Origin of the sequence: Arthrobacter sp. NPDC058288, assembly GCF_042880995.1 — a bacterium.
Classification (GTDB): Bacteria; Actinomycetota; Actinomycetes; order Actinomycetales; family Micrococcaceae; genus Arthrobacter.
The window spans coordinates 180,053-197,964 of the sequence record NZ_JBHVYH010000006.1 but is presented as its reverse complement, the minus strand read 5'-3'; the positions used below and the strand labels follow the sequence as shown (position 1 = coordinate 197,964).

Genomic DNA, 17,912 nt, shown 5'->3' with positions numbered 1-17,912 from the left:
GGGTTGGTGGCAGCTAAGGGAACAGCCGGCGCGGGCCGGCGAAGAATCCTGCCATCCGCCAGGCGTCCAGCTGCAGCAGCCGGACTGTACCCGCGGCGGACAGTCGGACGGTTTCCCCGCCGAGCGTCGGATAGGCCCGGGCCGTGAGCGGTTTGCCGTTGGCGAAGATCTCCAGCGCCGAGCGGTCCACCAGCACGCGGAGGCGCAGCCGGCCGCCGGGCAGCTGCACCGGGCCGGACTTTTCCTCGGCGTCAACCGTCCGGTCCAGGCTGCTGTGCCCGCGGTCCAGAAGCACATAGGACTGCGCGGACCCGTCGCTGCCTGCCTCATAGCCCACCTCGATGACCGTCTCCTCCTCCGCCGCCGCCCGGATTCCGTCGGGGCTCACTCCCGAACCTGCCGGGGCCGAGCCCAGCACGCCGAGCCGGAAGACGCTCCCGGGCTCCAGTTCCAGGTCCAGCTCCAGGTCCAGCTGGTTTCCGGTCACCCCGGCCAGGACCTCGCCCACACCCAGCGTGCGGGGCCCGATCCGGACATGGTCGCGCCGCAGCAGCTCCACCTCCGGCACGGGAGCGAAGGCCAGGGCACCGTCTGCATCCAGGGTGGCCACTCGCGGCAGGCTCATCACGCCGGACCAGCCGGCCTCCACCATGGCCGAGTCGGTCCGGCCCTCCTGAAGCCAGCCGAACATGACCCGGCGCCCGGACTCGTCCGCGAAGGACTGCGGGGCGTAGAAGTAGCGGCCGCCGTAGTCCAGCCGGTGAAGATCGCGCGGCGAGTAGGAATCGCCGGCGTAGCGGCCGGTCCAGTACAGCGGGTGGCGGGTATCGCCGTCGTGCCAGGCCGAAAAGACGAGCACGTCCGTGCCCGGCTCCGGGTCGCCCTGCGTCTCATCCGCCAGAGCGCCGGCCCCCGGCGCGTCGGCGCCCAAAGTCCCGCCGCCCAACGTCCCGCCGCCCGCGCGGAACAGGTCCACGCACTCCCACATGGTGCCCTGCCAGTCAGTGGCCGCCGGGTCGCCCGAGGACGCGTCGCCGATGACAAGCGGACCGATGTAGTCCCAGCGGCGGAGGTCCGCGGATTCATAGAGGAACGCCGTTCCGCCGCGCCCGCGGATGCCGGATCCCACCAGCTGCCGCCAGCGTGAGCCTTCCCGCCAGACGCAGTGGTCGCGGTAGGCGGTGATCTCCACACCGGCCGGCGGTGCCGGAATCACGGGGTTTTCCGGGGCTTTGGTCCAGCTCAGGAGGTCCGGCGAGCCCACCGCCACACAGGGCAGTTCGCTCGCGCCGTGCCGGCCGGAATACACGAGGGTGGGCGTCCCGCCGTCATTTACCAGCACACCGGACCAGCAGCCGTCGGTGTCCGGCCCGCCGGAAGGCTCCAGCGCCACGGGCTGGTCCGTCCAGTTGACCAGGTCCGGGCTGGTGGCGTGCCCCCACAGGATGCGGTGGTGGAAGGCGCCCTCCGGGTTGTACTGGTAGAAGAGGTGGTAGGTGCCGTTCCACTGGCCCACGCCGTTGGGGTCGTTGAGCCAGCCGGCGGGCGAGACGAAGTGAAAGCGCGGGCGGAGCGGGTCCGCCTCGGCCCGTGCCACGAGTTCGTCCTGCGGCACAGTGGCCAGCGGGTGGATCAGTTCGGTCATGCGGAAGCCTTGTTTTCTGTGCGGGATCCGTCGGTTCGCGACGTTTCCGGAGTTTGGAGGGGTTCGGCGCTTTCGACCGGTTCGGCGGAAAGGGCGTGGCTTGCCGCGGTGGCCGGCGGCCGGTAGAGGTGGCAGCGCACCCAGTGCTCATTCGCGGGGTCACCCACCCGGTGCCGGACGGGTTCGGTGGCGGAACAGCGCTGCTCCGGGTCGCCGTCGAACGCGCACGACGCCGATTCCATCACCGCTGCGCGCAGTGCCGCCCGTTCCCGCGGATCGTAGGACCCGGTGCGGGCCGGATCCGGCACCGCCGAAACCAGCAGCCGGGTGTAGGGGTGGGCCGGGTTGGCCAGCACGTCCAGCGATACGCCTTCCTCCACCAGCTCCCCCGCGAACATCACGGCGATCCGGTCAGCCAGATAGCGGGCGGAGGCGAGGTCGTGGGTGATGTAGAGCATCGAGATGCCCTGCTTGTCCCGCAGCTGCCGCATCAGGTTGAGGATGCCGATCCGCACGGAAACGTCCAGCATCGACGTGGGTTCGTCCGCGAGGATCACCTCAGGTTCCACCGCGAGCGCCCGGGCGATGGCCACGCGCTGCCGCTGGCCGCCGGAAAGTTCATGCGGGTACGAGTTGAGCATGTCCGGGGTGAGGCCCACGGTGGTCATCAGCTCATCCAGGCGGCCTCGCAGTTGGGCCGGTGTCCCGGCCTTGCCGTGCAGGGTCAGCGAGCGGGTCAGGAAATGTTCGATCCGGTGGACCGGGTTGAGCGAGCCGAAGGGATCCTGGAAGACCATCTGCAGCTGCGACCGGTATTCCCTGGATGCCTGGAAGCGGTCACGTTTTAGCACGTCCGTGCCATTAAGCCGGATCCGGCCAGCCGTGGGCTTCTCCAGCCGCGCGATACAGCGGGCGAGGGTGCTCTTGCCGGATCCGGACTCCCCCACCAGGGCCACGATCTCGCCTTTCCTGATGGCGAGGTCCACGCCGCCGAGGGCTCGCACCGAGGCCCGGGAGAACAGCCCTCCGCTGTGGAAGTCCTTGACCAGGCCTTCCACTTCGAGGGCGGGAACCCGGCCCTTCGGGAAATCAGGCGTATTGAGTGCTGTTGCCGGCTGTGCTGAAACGGGGGTGCTCATGGCTGTGCTCCTTGGAGGACTCGCAGGGGCGAAACGAAGTGCCCGGGCGACGCTTCCTCAAGATCGGCGATGTTGCTGAACTTCACGCCGTCGGCAAGGCCCGTCAGCGGCACCCGGGGGCCGGTGAGCGGAGGGAACGCGCCCATCAGGGCCTGCGTGTAGGGGTGCCGCGGGGCGGCGTGGATGTCCTTGGCCTTGGCCGTCTCCACGATCCGGCCGCCGTACATCACGGCCATCCGGTGCGAGAGCTCCACCATCAGGGACATGTCGTGCGTGATGAACAGGACGGAGAAGCCCAGTTCGCGCTGCAGCTCCTTGATCTGCGCCATGATCTCCTGCTGCACCACCACGTCCAGGGCAGTGGTGGGCTCGTCCAGGATCAGCAGGGACGGTTTGAGGGCCACCGCCATGGCAATGACGGCGCGCTGCCGCATCCCGCCGGAGAGCTGGTGGGGGTAGGACTTCAGCCGGGCGGGATCGATCCGGACGAGTTCCAGCAGTTCGGCTGCCCGCCGGAGCGACTCCTTCCGGGTGTAGCCGGCGTGGGTGGTGTAGATATCCACAATCTGGTCCCCGATGGTCATCACCGGGTTCAGCGAGTTCATAGCCGACTGGAACACCATGGCCACGTCCTGCCAGCGGAAGCGGCGCAGCTCTTCCGGCCCCATGGCCAGGACGTCCTTGCCGCCGAATCGGATGCTGCCGCCGGCGATCTCCGCCGGGTCGCGCAGCAGCCGCATGACGGCGTTGGCGATGGTGGATTTGCCGCAGCCGGATTCCCCGGCCAGGCCGAAGATTTCGCCCGTGCCGATACTGAAGGAGACGCGGTCGACGGCGGTGGTGGACCGGGTGTCGCCGCGGTATTTCACGGTGAGGTCCTTGACTTCCAGGACCGGTTCACCGGACCCGAAGGAGGTCTGGGAGACGGTCATGCCGATGCTCGCTTTCCGGATTGTGCAGGCCTGCGGGCCGGCTTGGCCTTGTGGATCTTCCTCAGCCGAGGGTTTGTAACCTCGTCCACCGCGTAATTGATCAACGACAGCGAGAACGCCACCAGCGCAATGCACAGGCCGGAGGGCACGAACACCCACCAGCTGCCTGTGAGCAGTGCCCCCTCGTTCCCGGCCCAGTAGAGGTTGTTGCCCCAGGAGACCGTGCTGACGTCCCCCAGGCCCAGGAATTCAAGGCCGGCCTGCGCACCGATGCCGTAGATGATGCAGGCCAGAAGCGTTCCCATCACGATGGAGGCCATGTTGGGCAGGATTTCGCGGAACATGATCCGCAGCGGGCGTTCGCCGGTGACCACGGCAGCGGCCACGAAGTCCTTGGACCGGATTGACAGGGCCTGCGAGCGCAGTACCCGTGCCGAGCCCGCCCAGCCGGTGACCACCAGGACCAGGATCACCGTGCCGAGTCCCGGCGGGAGGAACGCGGCCAGGATCACCAGGAGCGGGAGTCCCGGCAGGAGCAGGAAGATGTTGGTGGTGAGGGAGAGTGCTTCGTCGATGAACTTTCCGAAGTAGGCGGAGGCAAGGCCCACCAGGATGCCGATGAACGTGGACGCAAAGCCCACCGTCAGGCCAACCAGCAGTGAGCTGCGCGCCCCGTGGATGGTCAGGGCCAGGACGTCCTGGCCCTTGGCCGTGGTGCCCAGCCAGAACTCAGCGTCGGGCTCCTGGGAGGCCATCCCGGTGATCTTGGAGGGGTTGTCCGGGTACAGCACCGGAGCCAGGAGCGCCAAGGCAATGAAAATGAACAGGATGGCCGCGCCGGTCATGGCCTTCTTGTTGGTTAGCAGGCCGTGCAGGAGGCTGCGGTTGGGCCTGCGGACGGAAGCTCCGGGCGGAAGTCCGGTGCCGCCGTCGGGCATTCCGGCGGCGGTGCCGGTGCCGCCGGCGAGGGTCTCCCCCGGCATTGTGGAGGCGGTGGTTGCTATCGAAGTGGTCATGGTCCGTCCTTCCTAGTTGGCGCGGACACGCGGGTCGAGGCGGACGTAGAGGATGTCCACCAGGAAGTTGGCCAGCAGCACGGCGGCGGTGATGGTCAGGAAGAGGCCCTGCATGAGCGGATAGTCGAGCCCCTGCACGGCATTGAGGAGCTGGTATCCCACACCGGGGTAGGCGAACACCACCTCGGTCAGCAGCGCACCGCCCACCACGAAGCCCAGGCTCATGCCGAAGCTGGTCACGGACGGGAGCATGGCATTGCGGGCGGCGTACCGGAACATGATCCGGCCGGGACGCAGGCCCTTGGCCTCGGCCATGGTGATGTAGTCCTCGGCATTGGTGGCGATCATGGTGTTGCGCATACCGAGCATCCAGCCGCCCACTGAAACCAGCACGATGGTGAGGGCCGGCAGCACCAAGTGCATCCCGACGTCGGACATGAACTCCCAGCTGAAGCTGGGCTCAATGGTGTCGCTGAACGCGTGCCGGATGGGGAACCAGCCCAGCGTGACGCCGAACAAATAGAGGGCACCCATGGCGAGCCAGAAGTACGGGAAGGAGCCGATGAAGATCAGCACGGGAGGGAGCGCGGAGTCAATGGCCCCGCCGCGCCGCCAGGCCGCCAGGATCCCCAGCAGGTTACCCACGACGGCGGCGATCACCAGTGCGGTTCCGCCCATCAGCAGGGTCCAGCCCACCTGTGAGGCAATCACTTCCGTGACCGGCGTTGGAAAACGGGAGATGGAGACGCCCATCTGGCCGGTGACCATGTTGTGCAGGTAGTCGACGTACTGTTGCCAGATGGGCCGGTCGTCGACGCCGAGGAGCTTGCGCAGCGCCTCGATCTGTTCGGGCTGCATGCGGTCCTGGGTGCGGGCAAACATGCGGGATACGGGGTCCCCCGGCATAAAGCGCGGGAGCAGGAAATTCAACGTGATGGACACCCAGAAGGCGATCAGGTAGAAACCAAGGCGGCGCAGGATAAAGCGCACGGTTCCCTCCATTCGGGAATTGCAGAGATGGGGCCCCGTTACCGAAGGGCCCAAGCGAGCTTGCGGGTTTGGGGAGGTAATGGGGAAGGGCGCACACCCGGCGCTGGAAGCAGCGCCGGGCGTGCGGCCTGGAGCGGCCCCGGAGGGTCCGTCAAGCCGGGCGGGAGCCGGCCGGGGCCTTACTTGGCCGGTTCCAGCGACGTCAGGACCAGCACGGTGGTGGGGGCGCGGACTGACAGGGTGGCGTAGGGGTTCTCTTCCGTGGGCCAGCCGGTGAACCGGGTGTTGTTATAAGCGCCCCATTCCGGGCCGGCGAACAGCGGGACGGTCGGGGCAACCGCGCTGTACTCCTCCTGGAGCTTGTCCGCGATCCTGTGCTGCGTGTCCTCGTCCGCGGCGGCCGCGAACTCGGTCAGCAGGGCATCGGCCTTCGGATCGCCGAAGCGGTGGTAGTTCTCGAAGGCCTTCTCCCCCACCGGCTTGACCGTGCTGGTGCCCATGATGCCCGCGAAGTACTTGTACGGGCTGGGGTCGTTGGCGCTCCACACGATGCCGGAATCGAAGTCACCGGTTTCGTAGCCTGCCACCACGGCAGCCCAGTCCGGGGAATCCACCTTGGCCGTGACGCCCACCTCGGCGAGGTTCTGTGCGATCACGTTGGCCACGGAGAGCCAGTCGGAGGACGCCGCGCCCACGGAGATCTTGAACTCGAACGGCTTGCCGTCCTTCAGGGTGCGTTTGCCGTCCGCGCCCTTGGCGTAGCCGGCCTTGTCCAGGAGCTTGTTGGCCTCGTCCACGTTGAGCTTGGTCCACTCGCAGTTGTCCTGGACCTCTTTGTTCTTCCACGTTTCGTAGTTGCCGGAAAGTCCGGTGCAGTCCGCCGGCTTGGTGTAGCCGCTCATTCCGATCTTGGTCACCTGGTCCCGGTCCACTGCCATGCTGAGGGCCTTGCGGACGTCCGTGTCGTTGAACGGGGCCTTGGTGGTGTTGAGCTGCCAGCTGATCATGGAACCCGTGGGCGGGAACCAGTACTTGCGGTGGTCCGGGTCCTTGGAAATGAAGGTCTTCTCGATGTTGGGCATGTACTGGGGCGCCCAGTCCACGTCACCGTTCGCGGCGGCGAGGTTGGCGCCGTCGTTCCCGGCGAAGGCGAGCATCTTGATGCCGGCGATCTTCTGCTTTTCCGGCTGCCAGTAGTTGGGGTTCTTCTTCAGCACGAAGGACTGGGCCTGGAAGGTGTCCACTTCGGTGTAGGGGCCCGTGCCCACCGGCTTTTCGTTGGCGTCCTTTTCGGGGTCGGCAATCTTGGACCAGACGTGGTCCGGCAGGATGCTCAGCTGGCCGAGGTCGAACAGCGCCGGGGACCAGGCGGTCTTGAAGCTGAACTTGACCTGGTTGGCGCCTTCGGCCGTGACGGTGTCCAGGTAGTCGTAGCCGCCCTTGATCTTCTTCTGCAGCGCGAACGTGGTGACAACGTCGGCCGGGACCAGGGGCTGGCCGTCGGACCATTTCACGCCGTCGCGGAGGGTGAAGGTGATGGACTTGCCGTCCTCGGCTGCCTTCCATTCGCTGGCCAGCCACGGGGTGGTTTCGCCGTTGGCCGGGTTGTAGATGAGCAGGGATTCGTAGATGGCCTGCTGCGTCATGGGTGCCACGGTGGGGGCGAACGGGTTGAAGTTCCGGACGAACGTGCCCATGTCTTCGCGGGGGATGGTCAGGAGTGCGCTTTGGGCCGAGGCGTCAGCCTTCGCGGAGCCGGTGTTGCCCGCGTTGGCCGAGCAGCCCGTGAGCACCAGGGCGCCCATGGCCAGGCCGGCCGCTGCGATGCGGGCAGACCTCAGGAATCGTGCTTGTGTCATGATGGATATCTCTTTCCTCGTCTTCGCTGTTGAAGGTGTGGTTGGGGTTGCTGTTCAGTAGTTGATTTGCCGTCAGACTGAATAGCGTTCTAGCAGCGGACAGTCGACCATTTGCTGATGTGCAATGATCGGCTGTCCGGCTGTAAGGCTTGCGAGTGTCTGGACACCCAGCGCACCCATCTCCTCGAAGGGCAACGCAACCGTGGTCAGCTTGGGCCTGAGGTAGGCCGCGATGAGTTCCTGGTTGTCGAAGCCGATCACGGCGATGTCTTGGGGGATGGCGAGTCCGCGCTCCTTGATGGCGTCGTATGCGCCCATAGCCATCCGGTCGTTGAGGCAGAACAGGGCAGTTGGCCTGCCTGCCCCGGCCCGATATTTGTCAAGAATTTCGCAGGCGGCCTCGTAGCCGCCATCCGCCGTCGCATGTCCTGAGACGACGAGTTCAGGATCTAGTTCCAGCCCTGCTTTGGCGAGTGCTTCGCGGCACCCCTCCAAACGGCCGACGGCGGCGGGAATGTCCGGGTCCAGGTTGATGACACCGATTCTGGAGTGGCCGGCTTGCAGCAAACGCTCGACGGCGACGCGGCCCCCGGCGCGCTCGTCCGGGACAATCGAGGGCAGCTTCCCGTCCGCGTCAAAGCAGTTGATGAGGACGGTGGGCACTTCGCTGGCGCTTTTAGGAACGTGCACGGCCCGGTGGTACGTGGCCGCGTAAAGAAGTCCTTCCACTCTCTGTTCCAGTAGCTTTTCAACGGCTGCATCTTCCATGCCCCGGTTCGGTCCTGTTGCATCGGCCTGGTCGGAGGGTGCGATGAGCAGGAACCGGCGGGACAGCCAGGCCTGGTCCTGCGCGCCCTTGATGATGTCGACGGCGAACGGTGCCGTGACGATCTCCGTGACAATGCCATACCAGTCACTGCGCTGCGACGCGAGGGCCCGGGCACCGGCGTTGGGCCGGTATCCCAGGGTCTGGACCGCTTCGAGGATGCGGTGCTTGGTCTCCTCCGAAATGCTGGCGTTCTCGCGGTTGCTCAGGACGAAGGACACCGCGGTGCGGGACACCCCGGCGGCCTTGGCCACGTCCGCCATGGTGACACCCCGGTGTGCGGGGGCGGGTTTGGAGACAGCAGGGGCCGTCCGTACCGGCGCGGCCGGCTGCGACGCCGCTACCTGTGTGCTCTTCGCCATTGAATGCTCCGAAAGTCTTGCCAGCGCTGGCCACCCTGGCCAGTTGAAACCCATTACTAACGCGCGTTACTTCGAGCGTGTGATTTAGGTTACGCGCGTTACTAGGATGCTGTCAACGGGTTTCGTGGGGATTTTCCTGGCCTCGCGCCCCGGGCCGGTTACGGCCCCTCTGGCGCCGGACTCTATGGCCGAAGGGGCGCCGCCGGGAGAGTCATGACGCACAAACCGCCCGGCGACGCGCAAATGTCCCAACGACACCCGAATACCGGGTGCGCCAGGACATTTGCGCGTCGCGGCGACATTCGCGCGTCAGAACTGCAGCGGCGGGCGGGCCTGCCAGGCTCCGTCAGGGATGACGAAGGGCCGAGCGGCCTGCCCGGGCAGATCCAAGAGGGGCAGGGCGGCTGATTAAAGAAGAAAAGCACCAGTTCCGAAGAACTGATGCTTCCCAGTGGTGGCTCCGACCGGCGTCGATCCGGTGACCTTTCGATTTTCAGTCGAACGCTCTACCAACTGAGCTACAGAGCCTAGGTGACATGTCACCTTGACGGCCGGAATTTCTTCTGGCAATCAGAGCGACCCTGACGGGACTTGAACCCGCGACCTCCGCCGTGACAGGGCGGCGCGCTAACCAACTGCGCTACAGGGCCTTGCTATTTTCTTGCTGTCTGCAGTATCGCTACTGCAATTTTTCAAGGCCTTTAGCCTACCAGACTTTTTGGTCCGGTTTGACCACATTCCTTGCGTACCCCCAACGGGATTCGAACCCGTGCCGCCGCCGTGAAAGGGCGGTGTCCTAGGCCGCTAGACGATGGGGGCCTGAACTCAATCCGGCTCTATCAGGGCAAAAATAAAGGGCCGAAGCCTTTCGTTTTTGTCCTTTCGAGTTGCTCCGAACTGGACTATAAAAGTGTAGGGCAGACCCCGGGAATATCCAAAATCGGCATTCCGCGGGTGCAAGATGGACTGATGGATGCCGTTGATGCCCTCAATGAGATCGCCTTCTGGCTGGAACGCGAGCTGGCCCCCACGTTCAAAGTCCAGGCCTTCCGGAAAGCTGCCGGGATCATCGGAGCTCTCGATCCCGGCGAGGTCGCGGCCCGGGCGCGCAACGGCCGCCTGAAGAGCATGAAGGGGATCGGGGACCGGACCTTCGAGGTGATCAGGCAGGCGGTGGACGGCAGCGTCCCCGACTACCTCGAGGGCCTGCGCCAACGCGGCCAGCAGCCGCTCGCGGAAGGCGGCACGGAACTGCACGCCGCCTTGCGCGGAGACCTGCACAGCCACAGCGACTGGTCCGACGGCGGCTCCCCGATAGAACTCATGGCCGATGCCGCCCGCACCTTGGGCCGGGAGTACCTGGCACTGACCGACCACTCCCCCAGCCTCAAGATCGCCAATGGCCTGAGTGCCGAACGGCTTCGGGAACAGCTCGACGTCGTTGCGGAAGTGAACGCCGGCAGCAACGGTTTCCGCCTGCTCGCCGGCATCGAGGTGGACATCCTGGAGGACGGCGCACTGGACCAGTCCCCGGACATGCTGGACCGCCTGGACGTCGTGGTGGCGAGCGTCCACTCCAAGCTCCGTTCGGACCGGCGCACCATGACCGCGCGGATGTTGGTTGCCGTCAGCGATCCGCACATGAACGTCCTGGGCCACTGCACCGGACGGCTGCTGCAGGGATCGAGGGGAACGCGTCCCCAGTCGGAGTTCGACGCCGAGCGGGTGTTCACGGCGTGTGCCGAGCAGGGGGTCGCCGTCGAAATAAATTCCCGTCCCGAGCGGCAGGATCCGCCGGACGAGCTGATCAGGCTGGCCCTCGACGCCGGCTGCCTCTTCAGCATCGACAGCGACGCCCATGCTCCGGGCCAGCTCGATTTCCTGCAGTACGGCGCAGCGCGTGGGGCATCGAATGGCGTGCCTGCCGAGCGGATCGTCAACACGTGGCCGCTGGACCGCTTGCTGGAGTGGTCCGGACGCGGAGCGTAGCAGCCCGGAAGTGACGGCCGGCCCGGACGGTTCAGGCGGAACTCAGCTGACCAGCAGGACGGCCATTGTCACCATGACGGCGGCGATGGCGGCATCGAGGATGCGCCACGAGCTTCGTCGCCGGAAGAGCGGCGCCAGGAACCGTGCGCCGACGCCCAGGGCCGTGAACCAGGCGATGCTGGCCGCGCCTGCGCCGGCGGCGAACCACCACCGGCCGTCCGGACCGTGCGTACTGGCTAGCGACCCGAGCAGCAGCACGGTGTCCAGGTAGACGTGCGGGTTCAGCCACGTGAACGCGAGGCCTGTACCCAGGACGGCTGCCCAGCTGACACCGCGAGCTGGTTCCAGCTGTCCAAGCGCCTGCCCGCGGATGGCGCGCCAGGCAGCAAGGGCTCCATAGACCGCCAGGAAAGCGGCCCCCGCCCAGCGCACCACGTCGAGGACCGCCGGCGCGCGTTCAATAACGACGCCGATGCCGGCCACGCCCAGCAGAATCAGCACCAGGTCCGAAACGGCGCAGACCGCAATCACGAGGGCCACATGCGAGCGCTGGATGCCTTGGCGAAGGACGAAGGCATTCTGGGCGCCGATGGCGACGATGAGTGACAGGCCGCTGGCCAGTCCTGAAAGCACGGGAAGAATCACGCTTTCAACGGTATGGGGATCATTGACATGAAACCAGTTAAAGATTCTGCGAGTAGATAAGATGAGCTAATGATCGACATCCATCCGGATCAGGCCCGAACTCTCGCGGCCATCGTCGCGCAGGGGAGTTTCGACGCCGCGGCCAGCCACCTTTCCGTCACTGCCTCAGCCGTGAGCCAGCGCATCCGCGCACTCGAGGTCGCCGTCGGCCGCCCCGTGCTGAGAAGGACGCGGCCCATCGAGCTGACCGAGTCCGGCCAGGCCGTGGTGCGCTTCGCCCGGCAGCTCGAAATGCTCTCGGCAGACCTCGCCGATGAACTGCAGCCGGGGAACCCGCACCCGGACACCCGCCTGACGCTGGTGATCAACAGCGACTCGCTGCACACCTGGGCGTTGGCCGGGCTGGCCGCGGTGGCCGGCACGGTGCAGCTGGAAGTCCTGCGCGAGGATCAGGACTATTCGCTGGAGCTCCTCCGCAGCGGAGCGGCGGCGGCGGCCATCACGGCCACCCAAAAGCCGGCCCCGGGCTGCACTTCGCGCCGGCTCGGCGTCATGCGCTACCTCCCGGTCTGCACTCCGGCCTTCGCCGGATCGTGGTTCGACGCCGGCGCGACTGCGGAGTCGCTGTCCAGGGCTCCTGTCATCATCTTCGACCGCAAGGACGACCTCCAGGACCGCTACCTGCGGCGGTTCAGCCGGAAATCCCTCCAACCGCCCCGCCATTACGTGCCGGCGGCACACGAGTTCGGCGAGGCGATCCGGCTGGGCATGGGGTGGGGCCTGCTTCCCGAGCTGGAAATCGGCGACGACCTCGACCAGGGCACGCTGCGGCTGATGGCTTCCAAGTCCTTCGTCGATGTGCCGCTGCACTGGCAGCAGTGGCGTTATGGCTCGGCAGTCCTGGACGGCGTGGCCGCCGCCATCCAGGACGCTGCACGCGTGCTGAGGTGAGCGCCACAAACCCGAAAGCACTCCACCGCCGAGCAGGAAGCTAGCACTGGCAGACCATCAGGGCATTGCCGTCAGGATCCCGGAAATTGAACCATTGCCCGTGCTGGATGTCCGCCGGATCGGCGCCAAGCTCAACTGCAAAGGCGTGGGCTGCCTGAACGTCTTGGGTGTCGAGATGGAAGGCGGGCACCTTGAACACGACGTCCGGCGAATAGATTCTGCTGTCCAGGACGAGTCCGGCGCCCTCGACCGGCAGCACATAGAGGTGGCCAAAGAGGATTTCGCCGTCGGCCGCTACCCCCAGCAGCCGGCAGTACCAGTCCTTTGCCGCTTCCACGTCGCTGACCGGGACGAAGACGGTGCCTATTCTGGGCGTAATCGGATTCATGGAACTCCTTCCGCATCCATGACCTGCCGGCCACGGGATGGATTTTCGACATGTTGGCTCGAGTCTAGATCGCGCCCGTTTGGATTTGGCGCCACGGGCAACGCGGAAACTTTGGCAGGATCTCGACTAGACGTGGCCGATTTCCGCCAGCCCCACCGCGGCTGCAAGGGCTAGATTGGCAGCATGGCAACCACCGCCGAATCCGGCCCCACGCCGTCCGCAGGCCCCCACGAAGGGTCTCCGCACGCCGCACCAGCACCCTCTCCGCAGCCCCCGACAGACGGCAAGGCGCCCGTCCCGCATTCCTCTCCCGGCAAGACGCCGGTCAACAAACTGGGCGTCGTCGCCGTCGCTGTCACCGTGGTCCTGTGGGCCTCCGCCTTCGTGGGCATCCGCGCCGTGGGACCAAGCTTCTCGCCCGGGTCCCTGACCCTGGGACGGCTGGCGATTGCCGCCGTCGTCCTCGGCCTGGTGGTGCTGCCCAGGCTGCGGACGCTGCCCCAGGGCCGGGAGTGGTGGCCCATCCTCGCCTACGGCGTCATGTGGTTCGGCGGCTACAACGTGGCCCTCAACGCCGCTGAGCATCTGCTGGACGCCGGCACTGCCGCCCTGCTGATCAACGTCAACCCCATCCTGGTGGCGGTCATGGCGGGCCTTCTGCTCAAGGAAGGTTTCCCGCGCTGGCTGATCATCGGCAGCCTGATAGCGTTCACCGGCGTCGCGGTGATCGCGCTCAGTTCGGGACAGCGTTCGACGGCGGACGTGGCCGGCGTGCTGCTCTGCCTCCTGGCCGCTGTGCTCGCCGCCGTCAGCGTGATCATCCAGAAGCCGGTTCTGCGCAAGTTCCCCGCTGCACAGGCCACCTGGTTCGGCATCATGGTGGGTGCAGTCTGCTGCCTGCCCTTCAGCGGCCAACTGGTGGGCGAGCTGCAGCAGGCCCCGTTGCCGGCCACCCTGGGGCTGGTGTACCTGGGGATCTTCCCGACGGCGATCGCCTTCACCACGTGGGCGTACGCGCTGTCCCTCATCGATGCCGGGAAGCTGGCTGCCACCACGTATCTGGTGCCCGGCACCACCATCCTCATTTCCTGGCTGGTGCTCGGCGAAGTGCCCACTGTTTGGGGTCTTGTGGGCGGCGTGATCTGCCTGGTGGGAGTGGGGCTGACGCGGCGCAAATCCCGCTAGAGTCTTGGTATGCCCGCCAATCTGCCGCCCGGCCTGCCGATCGTCCCGGACGGGGCGGAGAATGCCGAGCCGTTCCCCATGACCGAGGAAGATTTCGAGTCGGCCGTCAGCGACGCCCTGGAACGCATCCCGCCGGAAGTGGCGCGGGCCATGGACAACGTTGCCGTGTTCATCGAGGACGACTACGTTCCGCAACCCGGCGAAGACCCGGACACCGTGCTGCTGGGACTCTACGAAGGCGTTCCGCTGACAGAGCGCGACTCCTGGTGGGACGCCGGATCACTCCCTGACCGCATCACCATCTACCGCGAGCCCATCCTGGAAATCTGTTCCTCCCGCGAAGAGGTCATCCAGGAGGTGGCCGTCACCGTGACGCATGAGATTGCCCACCACTTCGGCATTAGCGACGAACGGCTGCACGAACTCGGCTGGGACTAGCTAGCCTTGTAGGCATGGGACACGACCACAGCCACTCTCACGGCATCACGGCCACGGGCAAGCACCGCAAGCGCCTGATTGCCGTTCTCGGCATCACCCTGGCAGTGGTCCTGATCCAGATCATCGGCGCCGTCATTTCCGGTTCGCTGGCCCTGCTCGCCGACGCCGGCCACATGCTGTCCGACGCCGCCGGCGTCTTCATCGCCCTGCTGGCCGCCTGGATTGCCGCCCGGCCCGCGAGCGACCAGCGCACCTACGGGTACCAGCGCGCCGAGGTCCTGGCCGCCCTGGCCAACGCCCTGGTGCTGATCGTTATTTCCGTGGTGATTTTCACCGAAGCCATCCGGCGGATCGGGTCGGCTCCGGAGGTCCAGACCGACGTGATGCTCTACGCCGCCGTCCTGGGTGCCGTGGCCAACCTGGTGTCCCTGCTGATTCTGCGCGGCGCCCAGAAGGAAAGCCTCAATGTGCGTGGCGCCTACCTTGAGGTGCTCGGCGACCTGCTGGGATCGTTCGCTGTCATAGCCGCAGCAGTGGTGATCATGTTTACCGGTTTCCAGGCGGCGGACACCATTGCCTCCATGGTGATCGCGCTGATGATCCTGCCCAGGGCGTGGCACCTGCTCCGCGACGTGGTGGACGTGCTGCTGGAAGCCACCCCCAAGGGTGTTGAAGTGCAGATGATCCGCGAGCACATCCTGTCGGTGCAGGGCGTGGTGTCCGTGCACGATATCCACATCTGGACCATCACCTCCGGCGTGCCGGTCTTCTCGGCCCACGTGGTGGTGGAGGACGCCGTTCTCAGCGCACGCGGGGCAGACCGGGTGCTGGACAAGCTCGCGACCTGCCTGGGCTCACACTTCGACACGGAACACTGCACGTTCCAGCTGGAACCCGAGAGCCACTCCGAACACGAGGCGCACCAGCACGCCTGAGCAGTCGGGCACCACAAAAGCGATCCCTGACGCAGCCCGATTCCCGACACGCCGCCCCTCAATGTGACGAAATGACATTGTTGTTGTTTATGTTATTGATGTGACTAGTGTTGCCAAAGTTGCAATTGGCCACGTAGCCTCGGGTGTGCTGGGTCTCCGCAGCGGGGCATTTACTTGTGACAATCACCTGTGAAAATTCAAACTCCTCGCTCACTCCAGCCCGACTGTTGCGAGGTTACTTGATGGGTTTGACCGGATCCGGCCGCAAAGCGGCTGTGCTGTGCACCGCCGTCGTACTCCTCGGATCCCTCGCCCTGCCCGCGGGCGCCGCACCACTTCAGCGGACCGCAGTGCCCGCCGTGAGCGTTCCGGCCTCACCGGAAATCCCCTCTCCCGAAGAGATCGCGGCGGCCAAAGCCAGCGAAAGCGCGACGGCTGACCAGGTCACCAAAATCGACCGCATCCTGGCGGACGCGGCCGCCGCGCAGGAAGCCAGCTTTGCCGCCGCCATGCAGGCCAACAATGCCTACGGTGATGCCCTGGTCACCTTGGAGATCCGTCGGGATGCAGCCACGCTCGCCTCGGCGAGGGCAGCTTCCGCCGAAGCTGAACAGGCAAAGACCCGCAAGCAGGTAGGGCAACTGGCCGGGGACCTGTACCGCAACGGCGGCCTCAATCCGGCGCTAAGCACTTTTGTCAGTGGAAACGGCGAAGTGCTGCAGCAGGCCGCCACCCTCGAAGCCATCTCCGCAAGCCGCAGCCGGGCATTCGAGGCGGCCGAAAACGCCGCCTCGGCAGCAAAGTCCCTGACCGCCGCGGCAGAGGACGCCAACCGTGCCGCCGATGACGCTGCCAGGTCGGCCGAAGACCGCAAGGTTGATGCCGAACGCGCCAACGCCGCCCAGGCCAAGGCCGTGTCCGAGGCGAAGGCCCAGCGGACCGTGCTGGTGGACCAGCTGGCAAACCTCAAAAACACTACGGTGGCGCTCGAATCCGCCCGGGTCGATGCCCTGGACCGCCAGCGTGCCCAGGAACGCCTGGCGGCCGTCACTGCCGCCGCGGCTTCCCAGGCTGCGACGCAAAACTCCGCTGCACAGAACAGGCCCGCTGCACCGGCTGCACCCGCCGCAGCGTCTCCGGGGCCGGCGCCAGCCGCACCGAACACTCCCGCCCCGCCCGCTCCCGCCCCGCCTGCACCCGTGGCCCCCGCCCCCGTGGCCCCCGCCCCCGCGGAACCCGAGCCGGTGGCCCCCGCCCCGCCCGTTCCGGCACCCGCGCCCGCACCGGCCCCGGCTCCGGCCCCGACGCCGGCCCCCTCCCCCGGAGGCTCCAACCAGACCGCCATCTCGGTGGCACTCAGCAAAGTGGGATCGCACTATTTCTACAAATACGGCGGCTCCGGTCCGCTCGGGTTCGACTGTTCCGGGCTGGTGCAGAACGCTTTCGCCGCTGCCGGCAAATACCTTCCGCGCACGGCGGCCCAGCAGTACGCCCAGGCGCCCGTGCACGTGCCGCTCTCCCAGGCGCAGCCCGGTGACCTCCTGGTCTGGGGATCGGCCCCCGATTTCTATCATGTGGGGATCTACCTGGGCGGCGGCCGCGTGGTCCAGGCCCTCAACCCGGAAGACGGCATTACGGTGACGGACCTGGCCTGGATGGCCGGAATGCAACTCCACCCCACCGTGGCCCGTTACTAGCACTGCCGGTACTAGGACCACCTCCGTGAGGACCAGCGGCTCCGGCGGCTAGGACAGAACGTCCTTCGTGACGAACCGGCCGTATGCGAGCGCCCCGAAGACGGCAATGTAACCGGCCTGCAGCAGCGCATTCCCTGCAAAGGAATCCCAGGGAATCGGCTGCCTGAGCAGGTCCGCAAAACCAAACCAGTAGTGGGTGAACAACCAAGGGTGCAGCCACTCCAGCTGGGGCAGCTCACCCACAACCTGGGACACCACGGACGCCACGATGGTGGCAGCCATGGCACCCACCGGTACGTCCGTCAGCGTGGACAGGAAGAGCCCGACGGCGGACAACCCCAGCAGCGACACGGTGAGGTAGGCGGCTACGAGGACCAGGCGGAGGACAGCTTCCTGGGCGGTGATCACGTCGCCTGACAGCAGCGTTACCGGTCCAATCGGAAACAACGCCGCTCCAATGCCCGCTCCAGCCAGCGCCACCACCAGCGGGGCGACAATGCAGAACGCGGCAGCTCCCGCATACTTGACCAGCAGCAACCGCACGCGGCCGGCCGGCGCCACAAGGAGGTAACGCAATGTCCCCAGGCCCGCCTCGCCCGCGATCGTATCCCCGGCCACCACCCCCACAGTGAGAGGGAGGAATAGGGGCACACACACCAGCAGCGCCGTCACCCCCACAAACAGCCCGTTCTGGCTGATCCTGTCCAGGAAGGCAGGCCCGCGGCCGGGCGGGACTGCCGAGGAAACCCGGACAGCGACGGCCATCAGGACCGGCACAGCGGCGAGCGCCAGCAGCATGGCCCAGGTGCGGCGCCGGCGGAAAAGAACATTCAGCTCGGAGGCCAGCAGCGGCCATCCGGAGGACGCCTTGGCCCGTGCCGGCCCCGGGGCCGGCACGCTGGCGGTCACGGCAAT

At 66.5% G+C, this 17,912-nt stretch carries 16 protein-coding genes and 3 tRNA genes; 6 read left to right on the top strand and 13 right to left on the bottom strand.

What is annotated here, in order from left to right:
- Nucleotides 1–13: 13 nt before the first annotated feature.
- The 10 genes from ACFVWT_RS16415 to ACFVWT_RS16370 form a co-directional block, all read right to left on the bottom strand.
- The gene (locus tag ACFVWT_RS16415; RefSeq protein ID WP_390249627.1) at nucleotides 14–1,645 is read right to left on the bottom strand and encodes a glycoside hydrolase family 32 protein; all 1,632 of its coding nucleotides are present in this window, start codon (nucleotides 1,643–1,645) and stop codon (nucleotides 14–16) included.
- Nucleotides 1,642–2,784 (bottom strand): ABC transporter ATP-binding protein, encoded by a 1,143-nt coding sequence (locus ACFVWT_RS16410; RefSeq protein WP_390249625.1) that lies wholly within the window; start codon nucleotides 2,782–2,784, stop codon nucleotides 1,642–1,644. The genes ACFVWT_RS16415 and ACFVWT_RS16410 overlap by 4 nt, the downstream gene beginning before the upstream one ends.
- Complete coding sequence (locus ACFVWT_RS16405; protein ID WP_390249623.1) at nucleotides 2,781–3,716, bottom strand: ABC transporter ATP-binding protein; 936 nt, start codon at nucleotides 3,714–3,716, stop codon at nucleotides 2,781–2,783. Before ACFVWT_RS16405 ends, ACFVWT_RS16410 begins: the two co-directional genes overlap by 4 nt.
- Nucleotides 3,713–4,654: an ABC transporter permease gene (locus tag ACFVWT_RS16400; RefSeq protein WP_390249827.1), complete on the bottom strand. Its 942-nt coding sequence runs from the start codon at nucleotides 4,652–4,654 to the stop codon at nucleotides 3,713–3,715. The genes ACFVWT_RS16405 and ACFVWT_RS16400 overlap by 4 nt, the downstream gene beginning before the upstream one ends.
- Before the next feature lie 90 nt (nucleotides 4,655–4,744).
- Entirely contained in the window at nucleotides 4,745–5,722 is a 978-nt protein-coding gene (locus ACFVWT_RS16395) for an ABC transporter permease (protein WP_390249621.1), read from the bottom strand.
- Nucleotides 5,723–5,901: 179 nt separating this feature from the next.
- Nucleotides 5,902–7,581 carry an ABC transporter substrate-binding protein gene (locus ACFVWT_RS16390; protein WP_390249619.1) on the bottom strand — a complete coding sequence of 560 codons (1,680 nt, stop codon included), beginning with the start codon at nucleotides 7,579–7,581 and terminating at the stop codon, nucleotides 5,902–5,904.
- A 72-nt stretch (nucleotides 7,582–7,653) separates the two neighbouring features.
- Nucleotides 7,654–8,769: a LacI family DNA-binding transcriptional regulator gene (locus tag ACFVWT_RS16385; protein WP_390249617.1), complete on the bottom strand. Its 1,116-nt coding sequence runs from the start codon at nucleotides 8,767–8,769 to the stop codon at nucleotides 7,654–7,656.
- A gap of 452 nt (nucleotides 8,770–9,221) precedes the next feature.
- A tRNA-Phe gene (locus ACFVWT_RS16380) sits at nucleotides 9,222–9,297 on the bottom strand.
- A gap of 48 nt (nucleotides 9,298–9,345) precedes the next feature.
- Nucleotides 9,346–9,419, bottom strand: a tRNA-Asp gene (locus tag ACFVWT_RS16375).
- 96 nt (nucleotides 9,420–9,515) lie between these two features.
- Nucleotides 9,516–9,588 (bottom strand) — tRNA-Glu (locus ACFVWT_RS16370).
- A gap of 150 nt (nucleotides 9,589–9,738) precedes the next feature.
- Between ACFVWT_RS16370 and ACFVWT_RS16365 the strand changes: the two genes are divergently transcribed.
- Nucleotides 9,739–10,758 carry a PHP domain-containing protein gene (locus ACFVWT_RS16365; protein WP_390249615.1) on the top strand — a complete coding sequence of 340 codons (1,020 nt, stop codon included), beginning with the start codon at nucleotides 9,739–9,741 and terminating at the stop codon, nucleotides 10,756–10,758.
- A 42-nt stretch (nucleotides 10,759–10,800) separates the two neighbouring features.
- Here ACFVWT_RS16365 and ACFVWT_RS16360 read toward each other — a convergent pair whose 3' ends face one another.
- On the bottom strand, nucleotides 10,801–11,403 hold the full coding sequence (locus ACFVWT_RS16360; RefSeq protein ID WP_390249613.1) for a LysE/ArgO family amino acid transporter: 603 nt from the start codon (nucleotides 11,401–11,403) through the stop codon (nucleotides 10,801–10,803).
- A 69-nt stretch (nucleotides 11,404–11,472) separates the two neighbouring features.
- Here ACFVWT_RS16360 and ACFVWT_RS16355 point away from each other — a divergent pair, with 69 nt between their 5' ends.
- Nucleotides 11,473–12,354, top strand: coding sequence for an ArgP/LysG family DNA-binding transcriptional regulator (locus ACFVWT_RS16355; RefSeq protein WP_390249611.1), 882 nt, complete (start codon nucleotides 11,473–11,475; stop codon nucleotides 12,352–12,354).
- A 40-nt stretch (nucleotides 12,355–12,394) separates the two neighbouring features.
- Here ACFVWT_RS16355 and ACFVWT_RS16350 read toward each other — a convergent pair whose 3' ends face one another.
- A complete protein-coding gene (locus ACFVWT_RS16350) occupies nucleotides 12,395–12,742 on the bottom strand; it encodes a VOC family protein (protein WP_390249609.1) in 348 nt (115 codons plus the stop codon).
- A gap of 183 nt (nucleotides 12,743–12,925) precedes the next feature.
- On the opposite strand from ACFVWT_RS16350, the gene ACFVWT_RS16345 reads away from it, so the two are divergent.
- The 4 genes from ACFVWT_RS16345 (at nucleotide 12,926) to ACFVWT_RS16330 (ending at nucleotide 16,997) form a co-directional block, all read left to right on the top strand.
- The gene (locus ACFVWT_RS16345; protein WP_390249607.1) at nucleotides 12,926–13,927 is read left to right on the top strand and encodes a DMT family transporter; all 1,002 of its coding nucleotides are present in this window, start codon (nucleotides 12,926–12,928) and stop codon (nucleotides 13,925–13,927) included.
- Between the two features lie 9 nt (nucleotides 13,928–13,936).
- Nucleotides 13,937–14,365 carry a metallopeptidase family protein gene (locus ACFVWT_RS16340; RefSeq protein WP_390249605.1) on the top strand — a complete coding sequence of 143 codons (429 nt, stop codon included), beginning with the start codon at nucleotides 13,937–13,939 and terminating at the stop codon, nucleotides 14,363–14,365.
- Between the two features lie 14 nt (nucleotides 14,366–14,379).
- Nucleotides 14,380–15,300, top strand: a complete 921-nt coding sequence (locus tag ACFVWT_RS16335; protein WP_390249603.1) for a cation diffusion facilitator family transporter — start codon at nucleotides 14,380–14,382, stop codon at nucleotides 15,298–15,300.
- Nucleotides 15,301–15,542: 242 nt separating this feature from the next.
- Nucleotides 15,543–16,997 carry a C40 family peptidase gene (locus ACFVWT_RS16330; RefSeq protein WP_390249601.1) on the top strand — a complete coding sequence of 485 codons (1,455 nt, stop codon included), beginning with the start codon at nucleotides 15,543–15,545 and terminating at the stop codon, nucleotides 16,995–16,997.
- 48 nt (nucleotides 16,998–17,045) lie between these two features.
- Here the strand turns inward: ACFVWT_RS16330 and ACFVWT_RS16325 are convergent, their stop codons facing one another.
- Nucleotides 17,046–17,906: an ABC transporter permease gene (locus tag ACFVWT_RS16325; protein ID WP_390249825.1), complete on the bottom strand. Its 861-nt coding sequence runs from the start codon at nucleotides 17,904–17,906 to the stop codon at nucleotides 17,046–17,048.
- Nucleotides 17,907–17,912: the final 6 nt, after the last annotated feature.